20 protein-coding genes are annotated in these 20,569 nt (G+C 65.1%); 6 read left to right on the top strand and 14 right to left on the bottom strand.

Annotation, left to right across the window (positions count from 1 at the left end; translation table 11 throughout):
* Position 1: 1 nt before the first annotated feature.
* The 3 genes from ACIBG0_RS26900 to dapE are packed head-to-tail and all read right to left on the bottom strand — an operon-like array spanning position 2 to position 2,506.
* Positions 2–541: a TIGR00730 family Rossman fold protein gene (locus ACIBG0_RS26900; RefSeq protein WP_397036240.1), complete on the bottom strand. Its 540-nt coding sequence runs from the start codon at positions 539–541 to the stop codon at positions 2–4.
* A 56-nt stretch (positions 542–597) separates the two neighbouring features.
* Positions 598–1,404, bottom strand: a complete 807-nt coding sequence (locus tag ACIBG0_RS26895) for a TIGR00730 family Rossman fold protein (protein WP_397035900.1) — start codon at positions 1,402–1,404, stop codon at positions 598–600.
* A 10-nt stretch (positions 1,405–1,414) separates the two neighbouring features.
* Positions 1,415–2,506, bottom strand: a complete 1,092-nt coding sequence (gene dapE, locus ACIBG0_RS26890; RefSeq protein WP_397035898.1) for a succinyl-diaminopimelate desuccinylase — start codon at positions 2,504–2,506, stop codon at positions 1,415–1,417.
* Positions 2,507–2,589: 83 nt separating this feature from the next.
* On the opposite strand from dapE, the gene dapD reads away from it, so the two are divergent.
* Complete coding sequence (gene dapD / locus ACIBG0_RS26885) at positions 2,590–3,537, top strand: 2,3,4,5-tetrahydropyridine-2,6-dicarboxylate N-succinyltransferase (RefSeq protein ID WP_397035896.1); 948 nt, start codon at positions 2,590–2,592, stop codon at positions 3,535–3,537.
* A gap of 349 nt (positions 3,538–3,886) precedes the next feature.
* On the opposite strand, the gene ACIBG0_RS26880 is transcribed toward dapD, so the two are convergent.
* Both ACIBG0_RS26880 and ACIBG0_RS26875 read right to left on the bottom strand, forming a co-directional pair.
* Positions 3,887–4,276, bottom strand: coding sequence for a PPOX class F420-dependent oxidoreductase (locus tag ACIBG0_RS26880; protein WP_397035894.1), 390 nt, complete (start codon positions 4,274–4,276; stop codon positions 3,887–3,889).
* Between the two features lie 39 nt (positions 4,277–4,315).
* Entirely contained in the window at positions 4,316–5,743 is a 1,428-nt protein-coding gene (locus ACIBG0_RS26875) for an acyl-CoA synthetase (RefSeq protein WP_397035893.1), read from the bottom strand.
* 131 nt (positions 5,744–5,874) lie between these two features.
* Here ACIBG0_RS26875 and ACIBG0_RS26870 point away from each other — a divergent pair, with 131 nt between their 5' ends.
* Positions 5,875–6,726, top strand: coding sequence for an oxygenase MpaB family protein (locus ACIBG0_RS26870; protein WP_397035892.1), 852 nt, complete (start codon positions 5,875–5,877; stop codon positions 6,724–6,726).
* Positions 6,727–6,741: 15 nt separating this feature from the next.
* Here ACIBG0_RS26870 and ACIBG0_RS26865 read toward each other — a convergent pair whose 3' ends face one another.
* Positions 6,742–7,371 (bottom strand): TetR/AcrR family transcriptional regulator, encoded by a 630-nt coding sequence (locus tag ACIBG0_RS26865; protein WP_397036238.1) that lies wholly within the window; start codon positions 7,369–7,371, stop codon positions 6,742–6,744.
* 223 nt (positions 7,372–7,594) lie between these two features.
* Between ACIBG0_RS26865 and ACIBG0_RS26860 the strand changes: the two genes are divergently transcribed.
* Complete coding sequence (locus ACIBG0_RS26860) at positions 7,595–8,464, top strand: oxygenase MpaB family protein (protein WP_397035890.1); 870 nt, start codon at positions 7,595–7,597, stop codon at positions 8,462–8,464.
* Positions 8,465–8,501: 37 nt separating this feature from the next.
* Here the strand turns inward: ACIBG0_RS26860 and ACIBG0_RS26855 are convergent, their stop codons facing one another.
* The 5 genes from ACIBG0_RS26855 to ACIBG0_RS26835 all read right to left on the bottom strand — a co-directional run bounded on the left by ACIBG0_RS26855 (position 8,502) and on the right by ACIBG0_RS26835 (position 15,374).
* Positions 8,502–9,443 (bottom strand): proline dehydrogenase family protein, encoded by a 942-nt coding sequence (locus tag ACIBG0_RS26855; protein WP_397035888.1) that lies wholly within the window; start codon positions 9,441–9,443, stop codon positions 8,502–8,504.
* On the bottom strand, positions 9,440–11,077 hold the full coding sequence (gene pruA, locus ACIBG0_RS26850; RefSeq protein WP_397035886.1) for an L-glutamate gamma-semialdehyde dehydrogenase: 1,638 nt from the start codon (positions 11,075–11,077) through the stop codon (positions 9,440–9,442). The genes ACIBG0_RS26855 and pruA overlap by 4 nt, the downstream gene beginning before the upstream one ends.
* Before the next feature lie 50 nt (positions 11,078–11,127).
* Entirely contained in the window at positions 11,128–12,231 is a 1,104-nt protein-coding gene (gene dapC / locus ACIBG0_RS26845) for a succinyldiaminopimelate transaminase (RefSeq protein WP_397036236.1), read from the bottom strand.
* A 25-nt stretch (positions 12,232–12,256) separates the two neighbouring features.
* Complete coding sequence (gene fdxA, locus ACIBG0_RS26840; RefSeq protein WP_040695137.1) at positions 12,257–12,580, bottom strand: ferredoxin; 324 nt, start codon at positions 12,578–12,580, stop codon at positions 12,257–12,259.
* A 190-nt stretch (positions 12,581–12,770) separates the two neighbouring features.
* A complete protein-coding gene (locus tag ACIBG0_RS26835; RefSeq protein ID WP_397035884.1) occupies positions 12,771–15,374 on the bottom strand; it encodes a bifunctional FO biosynthesis protein CofGH in 2,604 nt (867 codons plus the stop codon).
* Positions 15,375–15,538: 164 nt separating this feature from the next.
* Between ACIBG0_RS26835 and ACIBG0_RS26830 the strand changes: the two genes are divergently transcribed.
* Positions 15,539–16,036: a PH domain-containing protein gene (locus ACIBG0_RS26830; protein WP_397035883.1), complete on the top strand. Its 498-nt coding sequence runs from the start codon at positions 15,539–15,541 to the stop codon at positions 16,034–16,036.
* 59 nt (positions 16,037–16,095) lie between these two features.
* On the top strand, positions 16,096–17,631 hold the full coding sequence (locus ACIBG0_RS26825) for a PH domain-containing protein (RefSeq protein ID WP_397036235.1): 1,536 nt from the start codon (positions 16,096–16,098) through the stop codon (positions 17,629–17,631).
* Positions 17,632–17,638: 7 nt separating this feature from the next.
* Here the strand turns inward: ACIBG0_RS26825 and ACIBG0_RS26820 are convergent, their stop codons facing one another.
* Positions 17,639–17,887, bottom strand: coding sequence for a hypothetical protein (locus tag ACIBG0_RS26820; RefSeq protein ID WP_397035881.1), 249 nt, complete (start codon positions 17,885–17,887; stop codon positions 17,639–17,641).
* A gap of 117 nt (positions 17,888–18,004) precedes the next feature.
* On the opposite strand from ACIBG0_RS26820, the gene ACIBG0_RS26815 reads away from it, so the two are divergent.
* Positions 18,005–19,843, top strand: a complete 1,839-nt coding sequence (locus ACIBG0_RS26815; RefSeq protein ID WP_397035879.1) for an APC family permease — start codon at positions 18,005–18,007, stop codon at positions 19,841–19,843.
* A gap of 47 nt (positions 19,844–19,890) precedes the next feature.
* Here ACIBG0_RS26815 and ACIBG0_RS26810 read toward each other — a convergent pair whose 3' ends face one another.
* Positions 19,891–20,310 (bottom strand): hypothetical protein, encoded by a 420-nt coding sequence (locus ACIBG0_RS26810; protein WP_397035878.1) that lies wholly within the window; start codon positions 20,308–20,310, stop codon positions 19,891–19,893.
* Positions 20,307–20,465 (bottom strand): hypothetical protein, encoded by a 159-nt coding sequence (locus tag ACIBG0_RS26805; RefSeq protein ID WP_169338103.1) that lies wholly within the window; start codon positions 20,463–20,465, stop codon positions 20,307–20,309. Before ACIBG0_RS26805 ends, ACIBG0_RS26810 begins: the two co-directional genes overlap by 4 nt.
* Between the last annotated feature and the right edge of the window lie 104 nt (positions 20,466–20,569).

Below are 20,569 nucleotides of genomic sequence, written 5' to 3'. Positions count from 1 at the left end.
GTCAGTTCTCCTCGTCGAGAATGGAGCCGGGTTCCCGGGTCACCTCGGCAGCCTGCACTGGTTTCAGCGCCGCGAAGGCAGCGGATAGATCGTCGACCACGGTGATCCGGGCCATGGCCGACTGGGACACGAACTTCCGATCGTAGAGTTGGTCCAGCCAGTCGAACAGACCTCGATAGAACCCATTGGGATCGAGCACAACCACTGGCTTATCGTGTTGGCCCAGATAACCGCCGGTCCAGGTTTCGAAGAACTCCTCTAGCGTGCCGATGCCACCAGGCAAAGTGAGGAAGGCGTCGGCGCGGTCCTCCATGACCTGTTTGCGCTGGCGCATGGTATCGGTGACGATCAGCTCGTCGGCATCGACATCGGCTACTTCCTTGTGCACCAAGTGTTTCGGGATCACCCCGACGGTGTGCGCACCGCCCGCGCGGGCACCGGTGGCGATCGCGCCCATCATCGAGACGTGGCCGCCGCCGGACACCAATTGCCAACCCCGCCTTGCGATCTCGGTGCCGACCCGGGCGGCGAGGGTGAGCATCGCCGGATCGGCGGTGCTGGCCGAGCAGTACACGCAGACCGCGTATCCGTCCTCGCTCACCACTGATCCTCCGTCCCGAGAGCTTCGGTGTCGGTGGCACCGTCCGCGGTGGCCAGGATGATCTGCACGACCTCCTCGACGCTATCGGTCACATGCAGCAGGCCGAGGTCGCCGGGGGAGATCTTGCCCGAGCCGCCGAGTGAATCGCGCAGCCAGTCGACGAGTCCGGCCCAGTACTTGCTGCCGAACAGGATGATCGGGAAGCGGGTGATCTTGTGGGTCTGCACCAGGGTGAGCGCCTCGAACAGCTCGTCCAGGGTGCCGAATCCGCCCGGCAGACAGATGAATGCCTGCGAGTACTTCACGAACATGGTCTTTCGCGCGAAGAAATAGCGGAAATTGATGCCGAGATCGACCCATTCGTTGAGGCTCTGCTCGAACGGCAACTCGATGCCGAGCCCGATCGAATACCCGCCCGCCTCCGACGTGCCGCGGTTCGCGGCCTCCATGACGCCAGGTCCGCCACCGGTGATCACCGCGAATCCGGCCCGCGCCAGCGCACCGCCGATGGCCATGGCGGCGTGATACTCCGGATGCCCCGCCGGCGTGCGGGCCGAACCGAAAACGGTGACCGCGCGCGGCAGTTCGGCGAGCGCACCGAAGCCCTCGACGAATTCGGCCTGGATGCGCAGCACCCGCCACGGATCGGTGTGCACCCAATCGCTTGGCCCGTGCTGGTCCAATAGGTTCTGGTCGGCGGTGCCGCCCGGCTTGCGATCGCGGCGGAACATGATCGGTCCGCGGTACTTGGGTGTCGACTTCGGCGTGCTTGCGATCTCGCTATCGGCGGCTTCGGTGGACATGGCGCCCACGCTACCGGGATGTGCCGGTGAGGTAGCCGCGCAGCACCTCGGCGACCGAGGTGATCTGGGCGACCGGGACATGTTCGTCGCGCTTATGCGCGAGATTGGGGTCGCCGGGACCGAAGTTCACCGCCGGGATGCCGCGGGCGGCGAAGCGGGCGACATCGGTCCAGCCGTATTTGGCGCGCACGCTGTCGGCGCCGACCACGCTGATCAAATCCTTGGCGGCGGGTGCGGACAAGCCGGGCAGCGCGCCCGCGGCGGCGTCGGTGAGCTCGAAATCGAGTTCCAGTCCGTCGAATACCTCGCGCACATGTTCGGTGGCCTGGGCGACGGTGCGGTCGGGCGCGAAGCGGAAGTTCACGTCGACCTCGGCCTCGTCCGGAATCACATTGCCCGCAACGCCACCGCCGACGCGGACCGCGGAAAGGCCCTCGCGATAGACACAGCCATCGATATCGACCTCGCGGGCCTTGTAGTCGGCGAGCCGCTGCAGCACGGGGGCCAAGCGGTGAATCGCATTGTCGCCCTTCCACGATCGCGCCGAGTGCGCTCGCACGCCCTTGGTCGTGAGCCGCGCGCGCAAGGTGCCCTGACAACCCGCCTCGATAACACCACCGGACGGTTCGCCGAGAATGGCCAGATCGCCGACGAGCCAATCCGGGAGGTCGCGCTCGATGTGATTGAGCCCGTTGTAATTCGCGGAGATCTCCTCGCAGTCGTAGAAGATCAGCGTCAGATCGTGCACCGGTTCGGCGACGGTCGCGGCCAGATGCAGGAAGACCGCGTCACCGGATTTCATATCGACGGTGCCGCAGCCGTAGAGCTGGCGCTGCCCCGCCTCGTCCACAAAGGTGCTCGGCACGTTGTCGGCGATCGGCACGGTATCCAGGTGACCGGCGAGGATGACCCGAGTCGGCCGACCGAGGTTGGTGCGGGCGAGCACCACATTGCCATGCCGGATCACCTCGAACCCCGTCGTCTGCTCACGCACCGCCCGCTCGACCAGATCGGCGATAGCCGCCTCGTTCTGCGACACACTCGGGATGTCGACCAGAGCCGCGGTCAGCGTGATGGGGTCGGCGCGCAAGTCGATGGTCACGCGCCCCAGCCTACGACCGCCCGGACAAGGATCGGTCGACGTGGCTCACCATGGGCGACGGCAGGTGGGTAACCTCTGATGACGTGAGCATTCAGGGAGCAGCAGCAGTCGGTATCGCCAATGTGACCGCGGACGGGACGGTACTGGATACGTGGTACCCGAATCCGGAGTTGGGCGCGTTCGGTGACACCGGCACCAAGCGCCTGGACGAGGCACCCGCGGAATACGCGGCGCTGCTCGGATTCGACGAGGCGCGCGGGGTCGATGTGATCGCGGTGCGGACCACGATCGCCGATCTGTCGGCCGCGCCCGTGGACGCGCACGATGTGTACCTGCGGCTGCATCTGCTCTCACATCGGCTGGTCAAGCCGCACGAGGTGAGCTTGGAAGGGCAGTTCGGGCTGCTCAGCAATGTGGTGTGGACCAACCATGGTCCGGCCGCGGTGGAGGGTTTCGAGGCGACGCGCGCCAAGCTGCGTGCGCGCGGCCCGGTCACCGTGTACAGCATCGACAAGTTCCCGCGGATGGTCGATTACGTCGTGCCGTCGGGTGTGCGCATCGGTGACGCCGACCGGGTCCGCCTCGGCGCGCATCTGGCCTCCGGCACCACCGTCATGCATGAGGGCTTCGTGAACTTCAATGCGGGCACCCTCGGCGCCTCCATGGTCGAGGGCCGCATCTCCGCGGGCGTCGTGGTCGGTGACGGCTCCGATATCGGCGGCGGCGCCTCCACCATGGGCACCCTGTCCGGCGGCGGCACCACCATCATCTCCATCGGCGAGCGCTCCCTGCTCGGCGCCAACTCCGGTCTCGGCATCCCGTTCGGCGACGACTGCGTCCTCGAGGCCGGTCTCTACCTCACCGCGGGCACCAAGGTCACCACGCCCGATGGCACCGTGGTCAAGGCAGCCGAGCTCAGCGGCCAGAACAACCTGTTGTTCCGCCGCAATTCCACTACCGGCGCGGTCGAGGTCGTGCACCGCAAGGGCACCGGCATCGAACTCAACGCCGACCTGCACGCCAACGACTGAGCCGGGCTCCTCCGCCTCCCTCGGGCGCGCGGTCGGACAAGGCGTCATCGCCAACACGACCACGGCCAGCACCACACCGACCGCGATCACCGCCCGGCAGTGCGTCATCGCCGACGGCGCAGTCCCATCGGTAATGACGTCGCACGACCGACCACACAAAATCGCGACATCCGAAACACCGGCGGGCATGGCGAACACCACCATGGCCGGCACCGACCGCGATAACCGCCCAGCACGGGCGATATCGCGCCGTGCCCGTGCGGTGGATGTCTCGATACCACCACGCGTAGGGAGGGCTGTCAGCTCTTCACCCACATGCGCACGAGTTGTCGCACCGAACGAGGCGGTCCTAACCGTTGGTGACGCCCGCCTCCAGGCCGAAGGCGATCACTCGGGTCGGGTGGATGCGGATCATCTCTCGGGAGACGCCGGAGATGTAGGGCTCCACGTCGGTCAATTGTTCCGCGGTGCCGCGGATTTCGAGGCAGCGGACGCGCCATGGTTGAACCGAGGCGACATCGTCGACGACGAAGGCGATGCGGTTATTGGTGGCGATATTGCGGAATTTCCAGGACTTGCCCATATTCCAGCCCGCGATATCGATGGTGCCGAGTTCGGCGTTGTAGCGGAAGCCGACCGGGCTGTTCTGAGGTGAGCCGTCGGGGCGGACGGTCGCCAGTCGGCCCAGGCGCTGGGTGGCCAGGTAGTCGATCTGTTCGGGTGTCAGTGCTGCGCTCATACCGGCGACCGTAGAACCTGAACCGAAGTGGAGGTCAAGTCAGCCGAGCAGCTTCTTCTGCACCTTTCCCATCGCATTGCGCGGTAAGGAATCCACCACGCGGACCTCGCGCGGACGCTTGTGCACCGAAAGCTGTTCGGCCACATGCTCGATGAGCGTCTTCTCGATGGAATCCGGTGCGCTACCGCGCAATACGACGTATGCGACGATCCGCTGTCCCAGATCAGCATCGGGGAGGCCGACGACCGCCACCTCGGCCACATCCGGATGTCCGAGCAATACGGTTTCGACTTCGCCCGCACCGATCCGGTAGCCACCGGACTTGATGAGATCGACCGATTCCCGGCCGACAATGCGATGGAAACCATCGGCATCGATCGCCGCGACATCGCCGGTCTTGAACCAACCGTCCTCGGTCCAGCATTCGGCGGTCGCCTCGGCCCGGTTACGGTAGCCGTCGAACAGCATCGGCCCGCGAACCTGCAGGCCACCGATGGTCTCGCCGTCATGCGGGACATCCGCACCGGCCTCGTCCCGCAGCCGCGTCTGGACACCCGCGACGGGCGTGCCGACCCATCCGGGACGCCGTTCCCCATCGAAGCGCGTGGACAGCGTGATCATCGTTTCGCTCATCCCGTACCGCTCGATCGGCGCCTGCCCGGTGAGTTCGCGCAGCCGCTCGAACACCGGCACCGGCAGTGGCGCACTACCCGATACGAGCAGCCGCGCATCGGCCAATTGCCTTGCCACATCGGGATCTTCGACAATGCGGGACCACACGGTCGGTACCCCGAAATAGAGCGTGCCCCGCGCATCCGCATATGCCTGCGGCGTTGGCTTGCCGGTGTGGATCAGCGGACTGCCCACCCGCAGTGGCCCGAGCACACCGAGGATCAGCCCGTGCACGTGGAACAGCGGAAGGCCATGCACCAGAACGTCATTCGACGTCCAGGCCCATGCGTCCGCGAGTGCGTCGAGCCCGGCGGCGATGGCACCGCGATTGAGTACGACCCCCTTGGGCAGACCGGTCGTCCCGGAGGTGTAGAGCACGAATGCCGGTGTGGCAGCATCCGGTTCGGGGTAGCTGTGCCATGAGCGCGCGTGCACTCGCACCGGGACGACGGGCAGATCCGACCCCTGCGGCGCCTCACCCAACCACGCCTGCGCACCGGAGTCGGCGAGGATATGCGCCAGCTCGGCGGTCCCCGAATCCGGTGGTACCGGCACCACCGTGACCCCGGCGATCAGACAGCCGACCATCGCGAGCACCGTCGTCACGGTCGGCCGCGCCAGTACCGCCACGCGGTCGGCGCGCGCGATGCGCTCGGCCACCGACGTTGCCGCACCGAGTAAATCACTGCGCGACAGTGTCACCCCGTCGATGGTGACGGCATCCGGTATATCCGCTCCCCCGGCGACAGCAAGCGGATTGAGTGATCGAAGCAGCAGCGGCGGACCGAATGACATGCGCTCACGCTACTTCGGCAGTACTGCGCGCCACCACGCTCCCCCTCGAGGACAACGTGACGGTTGACACGCCCATGAGACAGTGAGAACGTCTAAGCAAAACCTTCTCACCGATGAGACCGGGGTAGCTGATGACCAGCCCGTTTCGCAAACCCGCGCCCACGCCCGCCGAGGACAGCTTCGATATCGAGCGGTACCTCGACGGTGTCGCCGCATTCTTCGGCGGAACGGCCAATGTCATCATGCAGCTCAGCACGCTGCCGGTTGGCTACGGCGTGCTGGAGAGCACGGTCGACAGCGGCAAGGTCATGCTGCATCCGATCAAGCGGCTGCGCACCACTCTCACCTATCTCTCGGTCGCCATGCTCGGCACCGATGATGAACGCGACGCCTATCGCGAGGCCGTGAATCTGTCGCATCGCTCGGTGAAATCGACCTCGGCGAGCCCGGTGAAGTACAACGCCTTCGATCCAGCACTGCAACTCTGGGTCGCCGCCTGTCTCTATTGGGGTGCCCGCGATCTCTACGAGCGCATGCACGGCCCGATGAACGACGCCGACGCGGAAGCCTTCTACCGCTACAGCGCTCGACTCGGCACCACGCTGCAAATGCATCCGGAAATGTGGCCCGCCGACCGCATCGCCTTCGACGAGTACTGGACCGAAAACCTCGCGAAGACCACCATCGATCCCCCGATCCGCGACTATTTCAACGATCTGATCGATCTGAAGATGCTCCCGCGCCCCGCTCGCATGCTGTTCGCGCGGTTCCACCGGTTCATGGTTACCGGACTGTTGCCCGAACATCTGCGCGACCAGATGGGCATGACTTGGACCGAGGACGACGATCGGAAACTCGCCAGAATCCTGCACGCCACCGGCTCTATCACCGCCCGAATACCGAAGCAGGCCAGATTGTTTCCGATCAATGCCTACCTATGGGATATGCGCATCCGCAGGCGGTTCGGCCTACGGATGGTGTGACTCGGGGCGGGTTGGCTACAGCCGGAACGAGACGACCACATGCTCGCGCGCGAACTTGCGGATCGCGGTGTCATCGTCGAGCGGAAGGACCGTTTGCGGAGTCAGCGCCAAGGACAGCGCCGTCCGCGCGATCATCTCGGCGACCGGCTCTGGATCGTATTCGGGCAACTTGCCCTCCCCCTGCAGCCGGGTAATGAATTCGGCCAGATAGTCGCGGCCGAGTTCGAGCACCGGCGCGCCCTTCACGGTGAGGTACGGCAGCACGATCTCCGGCTCGGTCTTCAACAATCGGTGGAGCAGCTTATTGCCGCGCAGTCCGTTCAGAAACGCGACGAACAGCTCCACGATCTGATCCTCGGCACCGGCATCGCGATCGACCTGCCGCTGCTGCGCCGCATCCACCTCCTCGACGAACTGCCGTGCCTGCCGCATCCCGACGGCCTCGATCAGATCGGATTTGCTCGCGAAGCGCCGATAGAGGGTGGCCAGCGACAGCCCACACCGCCGCGCGACCTCCACCATGCTGGTCCGCTTGATACCGAAATCCAGGAACGCCAACAGCGCGGCATCGAGCACCCGCGTCTGGTTGCGATCCTCCGGACCGGTGCTACGCACCAACGCCAGCAGTCTGGTCAGCGTCGCCATAATATCCACCCCTATTTCCGCTCCGATGACACGATGACACCGATAGCATCGCATGCCATCAACCCGCACCGCCCACGAACGCACGTTCGTCGCCGCATCCGACTGGGTAAACGCCGTACCAGGGGACCGTTTGACACGCTATCGAGATGATGAGAAGGTAAGTACCAATTCTTCTCATCACCTTTCGATCGCCGCTGATAAACCCCGAAAGACGAGGCCAACGATGACCTTGCCGCTACCCGTCGAACCACCCGATCCCGGACCGACCTGCCGCTACGGCACCGTCGACAACTTCGCGATGGACGAATTCTGGAGCGGCGTCGCGGCCTTCCTCGGCGGAACGGCCAATGTCATCATGCAACTCAGCCTGCGTCCGGTCGCCTACGGCGTCATGGAGAGCACGGTCGAATCCGGCCGCATCGATGTGCACCCGTGGAAGCGGACGCGTACCACGCTGACCTATCTCGCGGTGGCACTGATGGGCACCGAGCAGGATCGTGCGAACTATCGCGAGGCGGTCAACGGCTCACATCGCGCGGTGCATTCCGAACCGGGCGCGGCGGTCAAATACAACGCCTTCGATCCGAAGCTGCAACTCTGGGTCGCGGCGTGTTTGTATTGGGGCCTGGTGGATCTGGAGGAGCGCCTGCACGGGCCGATGGACGAGGACACCGCGGATGTGCTCTACCAGTACGCCGCTCGGCTCGGCACAACCCTGCAGATGCGACCGGAAATGTGGCCCCGCGACCGAAAGGCCTTCCAGGAGTATTGGAATGCCAATCTCGCGTCCAAGACCGTCGATGCCCGCACCCGCGCGTACTTCAACGATCTCATCGATCTGAAGATGGTCGCCTGGCCGTTGCGCATATTCGGTCCACTACAGCGGTTCCTGGTGACCAGTCTGTTGCCGCCACACCTGCGCACCGAGATGCGCATGGATTGGAGTGACCGCCAGGAGCGCTTCGCGAACCGATTGCTGCGTGCGATCGGCGCCGTGCACCGCATACTTCCCAAGCCCGCCAGGCTCTTTCCGATGAACCTGTGTCTGTGGGATATGCGCAGGCGGCATCGTCTCGGCAAGCCGCTCGTCTGAGCTCACCCACCCCGCCGGCTCCGCCGGCTGCCATCCCCTAGGACTTGCTGACCAGTGCACGCAGAAAGAATGTGAGGTTGGCCGGACGTTCGGCGAGGCGGCGAGTCAGGTAGCCGTACCACTGGCCGCCATATGGCACATAGACCCGCATGGCATTGCCCGCGGCGGCCAGTCGCAACTGCTCCGGATCGCGGATGCCGTAGAGCATCTGGTACTCGAATCGCTCTGGGCCACGGCCGGTTCCGGCGGCCAGCTGTTCGGCGGCGAAGATGAGCACCGGATCGTGAGTGGCCGCCATCGGGTAGCCGTCACCGCGCATCAGGATCTCCAAACAACGCAGGTAGGAATCGGTCACCTCGGCGCGACGCTGGTAGGCGACGGTATGCGATTCCCGATATGCACCCTTACACAAGCGAATTCGCGCTCCGGACAACTCGCGACAGTCCGCCTCGGTCCGATGTAGATAGGCCTGCAAAACCGCACCGAGCCAGGGGAATTCGGCGCGCAACTCACGAACCGTGGTCAGCGTGGCCTCGGTGGTTGTGTGCTCCTCCGCATCGACGGTGACCCACACTCCGGCCTGGGCCGCCTTGGTGCACAAAATACGCAGGTTCTCAGCGGCGATGGCCGGGCCGTCGACGGGAAGCGCTTGGCCGAGCGCGGATAGTTTCACCGATACCTCAGTGCGCGCCACGGCATCTCGGAAGCCGTTCAATGCCGCCAGATCATTGATCAGCGAAAGATATTCGGCCACCGTGGCGTCGGCCTGTGCCCGGTCGGTGGTGTTCTCCCCGAGGAAGTCGACGCTGATCAGCCGACGGCTCGCGAGCAGTTCCCGCGCCACCGGAATCAACTCGTCGCGGCCCTCACCTGCCACGAAGCGCCGGACGATCTGCGCTGTGATCGGCGTCCCGGTCAGGATGCGCTTCATCCGCGGTGAGGCGGAGGCCGCGAGTATGACCGGCCGCAATGGATTCATTCCGACCCCATGTGCGGATACCGGTAATCACCCGGCGGCACAAAGGTTTCCTTGATCGTGCGTGGCGCGACCCAGCGCAGCAGGTTCAGCGGCGAACCCGCCTTATCGTCGGTGCCCGAGGCGCGCGCACCGCCGAAGGGCTGCTGACCGACGACCGCGCCGGTCGGCTTGTCATTGATGTAGAAGTTGCCCGCGGCGAATCGCAGGGCGGCCGAAGCCTGTTCGACGGCCTTGCGGTCCTGGGCGAAGATCGCGCCGGTCAGCGCGTAGGGTGCCGCCCGCTCCACCTCGGCCAATATCGCCGCATAAGAGCCGGGTTCGGCATCGTCGTAGACGTGCACCGCGAGGATGGGACCGAAATATTCGGTGGCGAAGGCGTCGTCGCGGGGGTCGTCCACCACCAGCACCGTGGGTCGGACGAACCAGCCCTCGCTATCGTCGTATTCGCCGCCCGCCGGGATGGCGATACCCGCCGACTTGGCGCGTTCGATGGCGGCCACATTCTTGTCGTAGGCACGCTGATCGATCAGTGCCCCTCCGAAATTCGTCAGATCCGCGACATCACCGTAGCTGAGTTCGCGGGTCAGTTGCAGGAAGTCGTCACCGATCGTGCGCCAGACCGAACGTGCGATATAGGCGCGCGAAGCCGCCGAACATTTCTGGCCTTGATATTCGTAGGCACCGCGAATCAGCGCGGTACGCAATGCATCCGGATCTGCGGACGGGTGCGCGACGATGAAGTCCTTACCGCCCGTCTCCCCGACCAAGCGCGGATAGCCACGGTAGCGACCGATATTCGCGCCGACCTGGGACCACAGAAACTGAAATGTCTTGGTGGAGCCGGTGAAATGGATACCCGCCAGTCGCGGATCGACGAGCGCGACCTCCGACAGTTCGACACCGTCGCCGGTCACCATATTGATGACACCCGGCGGCAGTCCGGCCGCCTCCAGCAGCCGCATCGTGTAGAAGGCCGCGAGCGTCTGCGTCGGCGCGGGCTTCCATACAACGGTATTGCCCATCAGCGCGGGCGCGGTCGGGAGATTGCCCGCGATGGCGGTGAAGTTGAACGGCGTGATGGCGTATACGAAACCCTCCAGCGGGCGATAGTCCATCTGGTTCCACACACCGGCGCTCGACTGCGGCTGCTGCTGCAGAATATGGCGCGCGAAGGCGACATTGAAGCGCCAGAAGTCGACCAATTCGCACGGCGCATCGATTTCGGCCTGCTGGACCGTCTTGGATTGACCGAGCATGGTCGCCGCGGCGACCGTCTCCCGCCACGGCCCGGCCAACAAGTCCGCCGCACGCAGGAAGACGGCCGCCCGCTCGTCGAACGACGTGCTGCGCCAGCCCGGTGCCGCCGCGAGCGCGGCATCGATGGCACCGTGGGCTTCCGAATGCGTGGTGTCGGTATAGGTGCCGAGCACATGCCGATATCGGTGCGGAGCGACGATATCGTGCCGAGCCCCGATACCCGGCCGGTGTTTGCCGCCGATGACCAGCGGAACGTCGATGGGTTCGGCGGCGATCTCGGTGAGCTTGGTGATCAGCAGTTCTCGCTCAGGGCTACCCGGCGCGTAGGAATGCACCGGCTCGTTGCTGGGGACAGGGACTACCGTGACAGCGTCCATACCCCAAGGCTATCGCCGTTTCCGGTCATCGGGCACGACTGCGGGACGTGTCAGCTCAGGCGTTGCGCCGCGGCCTCGATGCGTTCATCGGAGGCGGTCATGGCGATGCGCACGTACTCCCCCGCGCCCGGTCCATAGAAGTCGCCCGGTGCGGCGAGGATGCCGCGCTCGGCCAGCCAGTCCAGGGTGGTGCGGCATGGTTCGCCCCTGGTGCACCACAGATACAGGCCCGCCTCGGAGTGATCGATGCGGAAACCCGCTTGCTGCAAGGCCTTTCGCAGCACCTCGCGGCGCGCACGGTAGCGCTCACGCTGCGCCGCCTCGTGGGCGTCGTCATCGAGTGCGGCGGCCATGGCCGCCTGGATCGGGAACGGAACCATCATGCCGGAGTGCTTGCGCACCTCGAGCAGTTCCGCGACGAGTTCCGCATCGCCCGCCACGAATCCGGCGCGGTAGCTGGCCAGGTTGGAGGTCTTCGACAGCGAGTGCACCGCGAGCAGACCGGTGTGGTCGCCGTCGCATACCTCCGGATCGAGGATCGAGACGGCTCGGCCCTCCCAGGCCAAGCCCAGATAGCACTCGTCGGAGGCCACGACAGCGCCGCGCTCACGCGCGAACTGCACCACTTTGCGCAGATGCTCGACACCGAGCACCTTCCCCGTCGGGTTCGACGGGGAATTCACATAGATAAGGGCAGGCGATTGCGGACCCAATTGGGTCAGCCCGTCCGCTCGCGCCACCCTGCTACCGGCGAGCAGCGCACCCACCTCGTAGGTCGGGTAGGCGACCTCCGGGATGACCACCAGATCGTTCGCGCCGAGGCCGAGCAGTCGCGGTAGTCCGGCGATCAGCTCCTTGGTGCCGATCACCGGCAGCACCGCGGCCGGGTCGAGTCCGGTGATCCCGTAGCGCCGCTTCAGTGCGTCTACCGCCGCGACCCGCAGTTCGGGCGTGCCATGCGTGGTCGGATAACCAGGCACCGCGGCGACCGAACTCAATGCCGCACGGATCAGCGGATCCACTGGATCAACCGGCGTGCCGACCGATAGATCGACGATCCCGTCCGGATGCGCGGCGGCCTTCGCCTTCACCGACGCAATGGTGTCCCAGGGAAAATCGGGCAGCAGAGCGCTGACCCGGCGACGCGGTGACACAGTACTCACTCAGTACCTAAATTACTCATTCAGTCGCCATCGGCGGCAGCTCTTTGATGAACGGCGGGTCGTAGTCCACCTTGCCGACCTTCGTCGCACCGCCGGGCGAACCCAGCTCGTCGAAGAAGTCGACATTGGCGTTCACGTATCCGCTCCACTGGTCCGGAGTGTCGTCTTCGTAGAAGATCGCCTCCACCGGGCACACCGGCTCACATGCACCACAGTCCACGCACTCGTCCGGATGGATGTACAGCATCCGACCACCCTCGTAGATGCAGTCCACGGGGCATTCTTCGATGCATGCCTTGTCCTTCACGTCAACGCACGGTTCAGCGATGATGTACGGCACTGCCGCTCTCCTAGTCTGTCCTCACGGGGATACTCCGCCCAGCGTCACACTAGCCCGGCAGCCCAGGTTACTCCGGGTCAGCCTGCCCTAACTAACTTCATCCCGGATGCCATTCGCTGGATATGAAATACCACTGACATCCGCGCCTTTGCGAATCGTCCGAGTGCGACGACCGGGAATCCGGTGTCGCCTAGCCCACCGTCAGTGGCAGCGCCGCGGAGATCTTCCGTGGTGGCACCCCATAAGTCGTGGTGCGTTCGCGCACCGGACGGTCGATACCCTCGGCTATCTCGGCGAGCTCCGCGACGGTCTTGGCGGAACCGTGCTGCGATCCGGCCATGCGGGAGATGGTCTCCTCCATCAAGGTACCGCCCAGATCGTTGGCACCCCCGTTGAGCATCATGCGGGTGCCCGCTGTGCCGAGTTTCACCCAGCTGGTCTGGATGTTATCGATGCGGCCGTGCAACATGATCCGCGCGAGGGCATGCGCCGCCCGGTTGTCGCGGATAGTCGGGCCCGGTCGCGCGGCACCGGCCAGGTAAAGCGGTGCGCTCTGGTGCACGAACGGCAGCAGTACGAATTCGGTGAAACCGCCTGTCTCGTCCTGGATTCCGCGCAGCACCCGCAGATGTCCGACCCAGTGCTTCGGATTGTCGACGTGGCCGTACATCATCGTGGAACTCGAACGCAGGCCGACCTGATGGGCTGTAGTGATCACCTCGACCCACGCCGAGGTCGGCAGTTTCCCCTTGGTGAGTACCCAGCGCACCTCGTCGTCGAGGATTTCCGCGGCCGTGCCGGGAATCGTGTCCAGCCCGGCTTCCCGCAGCGCCACCAGCCAGTCGCGGATGCTCTGGCCACCGCGAGAGGCACCGTTCACGATCTCCATCGGGCTGAACGCGTGCAGATGCATCGATGGCACCCGCTGTTTGATCGCGCGCACCAGATCGGCATAGCCGGTGACCGGGAGGTCCGGATCGATACCGCCCTGCATGCATATTTCGGTCGCGCCGTCGACATGTGCCTCCCAGGCACGATCGGCGACCTCGTCCATGCTCAGGGTGAAGGCGTCGGCATCACCCTTGCGCTGGGCGAACGCACAGAAGCGGCAGCCGGTGTAGCAGATATTGGTGAAGTTGATATTCCGGTTCACCACGTAGGTGACATCGTCGCCGTTGACGTCGCGGCGCAGTTGGTCGGCGAGTGCGGCCACCGCCTCCAGTGCTGGTCCGTCGGCCGTTGCCAATGCGAGGTATTCGGCGTCGGTGAGACCGGCCGGATCGTTTTCGGCGGCGCGCAGGGCGGCGAGCACATCGGAATCGAGCCGCTCGGGGGCCGCGACGGCGAGGTCACGAGCCTGTTCACGAATGGTGTCCCAGTCGCCGAAGGCCCCAACGACATCCTGGCCGAGTGCGGAATCGCTGCGGCTGTCGGTATTTCGGCCCTCGGTATCGATCGAGGTATTCAGGTCGATGCGGCCCGCGGATTCCCACGACTCGTCCGGTTCCTGCCAGGGCAGGCCGACCGGAATCGCATCCGGATTCGCAAGACCGGTCTTCGGATCGGTGAGCGCGGCGACGTGTGCGCCGATGCGCGGATCGACCCACGGGTTGCCCGCGCGCACGTACTTCGGGTGCGCCGAGGTGCGTTCGACGAGTTGGTAGCCTGCGGCCTCGGTGATTTCGCGCAGGGTATCGAGGTTCGGCCATGGCCGTTCCGGATTGACGTGATCGGGGGTGACCGGCGAGACGCCGCCCCAGTCATCGATGCCCGCATCGATCAGAGCCTGGCATTCCTCGTGCGACACCAGATTCGGCGGCGCCTGCACCGGAACGTCGGGGCCGAGCAGCAGCCGGGTGACCGCGATGGTGGCCCGGAACTCCTCCATACCGGCATCGGGAACATCGCGCATGGCGGTGTCGTCCTTGGCGCGGAAGTTCTGGATGATCACTTCCTGAATATGCCCGAATGCCTTGTGCTGCTTGCGAATCGCCATGATCGACTCGGCACGCTCGGTCAGCGTTTCGCCGATGCCGACCAGGATGCCGGTGGTGTAGGGCACCGAGAGCCGACCGGCGTCGGTAATCGCGCGCAGCCGAACCGCCGGATCCTTATCCGGACTTCCGTAGTGGCAGTTGCCCTTTTCGGTGAACAGCCGGGTGGCGGTGGTCTCGAGCATCATGCCCATGGACTGCGCCACCGGCTTGAGGCGCGAGATTTCCTCCCAGCTCATAACGCCCGGATTCAGATGCGGCAGCAGACCGGTCTCCTCGAGCACCATGATCGAGACGGCGCGCAGGTAGTCCAGCGTGGAGTCGTAGCCGCGTTCGTCGAGCCACTGCGCGGCCTCCGGCCAACGGTCCTCGGGCCGATCACCGAGGGTGAACAGGGCCTCCTTGCAGCCGAGCTCGGCACCGCGACGCGCGATCTCGAGTACCTCGTCGGGCTCCAGGAACATGCCCTTGCCCTCGGCGCGCAACTTGCCCGGCACCGTGACGAAGGTGCAGTAGTGGCATTTATCCCGGCAAAGCTTGGTCAGCGGGATGAAGACATTGCGCGAATAGCTGATGGTCTTCGGCCGACCCGCCGATTCCAGTCCGGCATCACGCACCCTGGCGGCACTGCGACACAGGTCGACGAGGTCAGCGCCCCGTGCGTGCAGCAGTACGGTCGCCTCGTCCACATTCAGTGTCACACCGTCGCGGGCCCGCCGCAGCGCGCGGCGCATGGCCGACGGCGTTGGCGGTGCGGGCGGGACGCTCGGGGTCGCTAGCTCGGTCACGCCCTCGATCATGCGCTACACATCCTGGGCTGTCTCCCTCCAGTGCTTGTGAGGGGTGATAACTGTGGGGTTTCACGCAGTATTCCGGATGGTCGGTGCGAATTATTCCCATGCAGGTAGGTGGGTTGGGGCGCAGGACGGAGACGGTCGCGCCGGGACGTGCAACCATGGCAAGCATGTCGCAGCCGCGCACGATCATGGCCGATCCGGCCTGGCGTCCGAGCACCAAGGCCAAGCTCCTGTGGACCATTCAAGCCGCGATCGGGTGGGTGATTCCGCTCGTGGCACTGATCTTGTGGATGGTCGTCGACTCCGAGCACCGTGGTTTGCAGTTGGTGGTGTTCGCGGTGGCGCTAGTGCTCGCGGCGGTGAGCATCGGGGTGATGCCGCTGTGGCGGTATGCGGTGCATCGGTGGGAAGTGACCGACGACGCGGTGTACACCAGGGTCGGGTGGTTGACGGTGGAGAGCCGGGTCGCGCCCATCTCCCGGGTGCAGACCGTCGATACCGAGCGCGGGCCGCTGGAGCGAATGTTCGGGCTGGCGACGGTGACCGTGACGACGGCGTCCTCGGCCGGTGCCGTGCGGATCTCCGAGCTCGATCTGCCGGTCGCCGAACAGACCGTCACCCGGTTGACCGAGATCGCCGCATTGCACCGCGGGGATGCGACGTGAGTACCTACCTACCGCTCGCGCCGGAGACCGAGCAGCCGTGGTTGCGGCTGGATAAGCGAATGTTATTGGTACACCCGGTCAACGAGGTCGTGAAGTTCATTCCGGTGCTCATCGGGTCGGTGATCCTGGGCACCAATACCGGTAATCCGCTATGGGGGCTCATCGTCTTGGCGGCGATCGTCGGGTTCGCGCTGACGCGCTGGTTCACCACTACGTACCGGGTCGGGACGACGGATATCGAGTTGCGGACCGGGTTGATTCAGCGCAAAAAACTGTCGGTACCTCGGTCACGGATTCGGTCGGTCGATATCGAGGCGGATTTGTTGCACCGGGTTCTCGGGCTCGCGGTGTTGGCGATCGGGACCGGGCAGCACGCGGATTCGAGTGAGAAATTCAAGCTCGATGCGTTGGACGCGGATGACGTGCCGCGGTTGCGGACGGTGTTGCTCGCCCATACCGCCGGTTCGCCGGAATCCACTGCGGAACAACAGGTTCCGAGCCTTCGGAAAGACCCGCCGGTGTCTGGGAACGCGCGGGAAATCGGTCATTGGCAAGCGAGCTGGGTGCGCTACGCGCCGCTGTCGCTGACCGGATTCGCCATCATCGCACCCATTGTCGGTTTGGCATTCCAGTATGGGTTCGACCAGATCGTGTTCAGTTCGCAGGCAGTGCACAGCATCGAGGATGGCAGTGCGGTCCGCATCGCCGTCGCCATCGTGCTGCTGGTCGTCGCGATCGTGGTGATCGTCAGTCTCGCGGCCTGTACGCGCTATCTGACAACGTATTTCCGACTGCGGGTGCTCGATAACGACCGCACGCTGCATCTGCGCCACGGCCTGTTCACGACCAGACAGATCACGCTGGATCTGGCTCGATTCCGCGGCGCGACCGTCAACGAGCCGCTGCTGCTCCGCATCGCCGGTGCCGCCGAACTCGAAGCCATCATGACGGGTCAGAGCCCGCGTCAGAAGATCCTGCCCCAGGCACCGCGCTCCGCGATCGAACGCACTCTCGCGGAATTACTCGCACCCAGGGCCGTCCGGCGCCCCGGTGCCGCCAACGAACTTTCGAGGCTCGGAGATTCAGCGCGGGAGCCCACCGTGGGCCGCGCGCACGCGACGGTGAGCACCGTAGCGCTGATCGCGCACGGGCCGGTCGCGCGCCGCCGTCGGTACACTCGCGCGCTCAGCCCGATCGCGATCATCGCGGTCGTTATGCTGATCAATTGCCTTGCTGGAGAATATTTTTCACCATGGTGGTGGCTGCTCCCCGCGCTCGCGGCACTGATCGCGGCCGCACTGGCAAACGACCGTTACCGAGGACTCGGCCACGCCGTTCTGCCCGCCACCGACGACAGCCCGGCCTGGCTCATCACCCGATCCGGCTCACTGGATCGCGACCGCGACTGCCTCGAGGCACCTGGTATCATCGGTTGGACTGTGCGCCAATCCTTTTGGCAGCGCCGCTCCGGCATCGCCACCGTGGTCGCCGCCACCGCGGCCGGTAAGAAGCGCTACCTCGTCGTCGATATTCCGCTCGACCAAGCCTGGGATCTCATCGAATCGGCAACCCCCGGCCGTCTCGGTCGCCGCTGATACTTGGTCACTCTCGCCAATCGAGTTCACGCATACCGAGTGACACCCGGAAGGGGTGCGCCGGAGTCAGGTGCGGCAGGCCGAGAGCGTCGGTCTGGGCATCCAGCGGCGGGGCCGTCAGCGCTTGTGGGCGCTGCGCCAGGACGGCGTGCCAGGATATGGTGCGGCGTTCCGAGCGCGGCTGGGACCGGGTCCTGCCGGAGGCGGATCCCACGGCAGGACCCCCGGCGAGTTCCTCGATGATGCGCCGTTTCATTCGTCGCTCGTAACCAACTGTCCGAGACCACCTCGCGCCCAGAATGGCGCGTAATCGCGCCGACTCGTGCGGTGTCGCTGACCGATTGCCAGCACCGTGCCGAGTTCAATGGTCAGCGTGGTCGAGACCCCGGTATCACGGACGCGGGAGTTACCCATCGCCGATCGCCGCATGCGACGGCTGCAGCGCGGCGATGAGTATCGACTCACCGCAATCGGCGGTTTAGCTGCGTTATCGCTGGATGCGCTGTCGAGTGTGGCCTACGGGCCCGAGGCGATCGTGCTGGTTCTTGTCGCGGCGGGTGCGGCGGCGGTGTCGTGGACACTGCCGGTTTCGCTGGTGATCGCGGTGCTATTGCTGGTATTAGTGCTGTCGTACCGGCAGGTTATCGCCGTGCATCCGGATGGCGGCGGATCTTACGCGGTGGCGAAGAAGGATCTCGGTCGCGGTGCAAGTCTGCTCGCGGCGGCGAGTCTGGTGGTGGACTATGTACTGACCGTCGCGGTGAGTCTCGCGGCCGGTGCGGCCAGTTTGGCCAGCGCGTTTCCGGTGCTGGCCGACCATCTGCTACTGATCACGCTGAGCGGACTCGCGGTGCTCACCGTGATCAATCTGATCGGCGTGGCCGAATCGGCGAAAGTGCTGATGGGGCCGACACTTCTGTTCATCGTCGCGATTGTCTCGGTGATCGTGGTCGGACTGTTCCGCGCGACACCGGTCGCGGTAATCGGTACCGATCCGGGGCCGATCGTGCCGTACGACACCGTCGGAATTCTCTTGCTGCTGAAGGCATTTTCGGCCGGGTGTTCGGCGCTGACCGGTGTCGAGGCGATTGCCAATGCCGTGCCGTCTTTCCGGACGCCCGCGGTACGACGGGCCCAGCACACCGAGGTGGCGCTCGGAGTGCTGCTGTGCACGATGCTGCTCGGTTTGGCGCTGCTCATCCGCCGCCATCACGCGGTACCGCGCGGCGATGTCACCCTGCTCGCGCAACTGTCCGCGGCGGCATTCGGGACCGGCTGGCCGTTCTATGTCACCAGTCTGGCCGTCACGCTGGCGCTGTGCCTGGCCGCGAATACCAGTTTCGGCGGCCTGCCGGTGCTGCTGTCGCTGCTGGCGAAAGACCATCGGGTCGCGCACCTGTTCGCGTTGCGCTCCGAGCGCCCGGTATTCCGCTATGGCGTTGCGGCCCTTACTATTCTGGCCGCTGTCGTGCTGTTGGTCGTGCATGCCGAAACCCACCGTGTGCTACCGGTTTACGCGGTCGGTGTGTTCATCGGGTTCACCATCAGCCAGACCGGGCTGGTGCGACACTGGCGCGAGCAGCGTGGATCCGGTTGGATTCCGCGCGCCATGCTCAACGGCTTCGGCGCGCTGCTAACCGCCGTCGCCGCCGTGGTTCTGTTCATCGAGAAGTTCGACGAAGGTGCGTGGCTGCTGCTGATCATTGTGCCCGCGTTGATAACGCTGTTCGCGCGCACCGAGAACTATTACCGCAGTGTGGCCGATCAGCTCAGCCTCGGCCGAATCCCTTTTCTCCCACCGCAATCACCGGATCAGGAACCGATGCTCATCGTGGTGCCGGTGGTCGCGGTCAGTGAAGTCACCGCGCGTGCCTTGCGCACCGCCCAAGCCTTCGACGGCGAAATCGTCGCCGTCGCAGCTGAAATCGACCCGGCCGCTACTCGGCGACTCAGCGCACAATGGAAGCAGTGGGATCCGGGAGTCCCCCTCACCGTCCTCCCGAGCCCACGCCGCAGTCTCATCACCACTCTCGTCGGCTACGTCCGCGCGCAAACCCGAGCCGGCCGTCAAGTGACCGTTCTGCTCGCTCAGGTAGAAGCCGCCCACTGGTATCACCGTCCCCTGCACAACCCGCGCGGCCCCGTGCTTGCCGCGACCCTGCGCGCCCGCACCGACGCCGTAATCGCCACCCTGGCCATTCGCCTCGACTGAATGCGCATTGCGGCCTTCGGGATCGGCGCGGAGTTCGGCGAATTCTGTCAGTGGCTGCTGAACAGGCCTGCGTTGCTTCGGATGTAGATATAGAGCAGCGGCGGGACCAATCCGCAGAAAAGAAGCAACAGGGTCCGCCAGTCGCTGCCCAGCATGATATCGCCGCCGGGGCCGGTTACCGAGCAGGTCAGGAACCCGAGGGTCCAGGCGGCGATGGGGAGCATCATCGCGCTGACGCGCTGGGTTATGGAGCGGACTCCCATCACCAGGAGCACATTGATCACGCCAGCAAGCACTGCGGACAGGGGGAAGGCAACGGTGTTGATGTAGGTCGGAAGGTAGAGGACCTCCAGGGCGAGGGTGATCAGGGCGTCCAGAATCAGGACGGCGATGATCACCGGGCCCAAGGGCAGGTTCTCATCGGCGCCGGAGGTGCGGTTCGGTGCCTTGTCGAAAGTGACCCTCACGCGACCGGCGGGAAACCGAGGAGAGTGAGCAGATGGCTCTGCATATCGACGAACGCGTACAGCACCGACATGTAGAGGTCGTGCTGTTGCTGCGCCCCAGGGCGCAGGCTGTCCACGAAGGCAGCGATGGCGTTCTGCAGATCCCAGTTGTACATGATCGGAGTCTAAGTGAGCGTCCGGAAACTTCGGTCATGCTCGGGTGAGTCGGCGTGACATGGTCATGATGGTGGCGATGTAGATCATGGCTTCGTGGTGGTCG

The organism is Nocardia sp. NPDC050630 (assembly GCF_044457245.1).
GTDB lineage: Bacteria > Actinomycetota > Actinomycetes > Mycobacteriales > Mycobacteriaceae > Nocardia.
The sequence above is the reverse complement of the archived record's forward strand: the minus strand, read 5'-3'. Positions and strand labels throughout refer to the sequence as shown.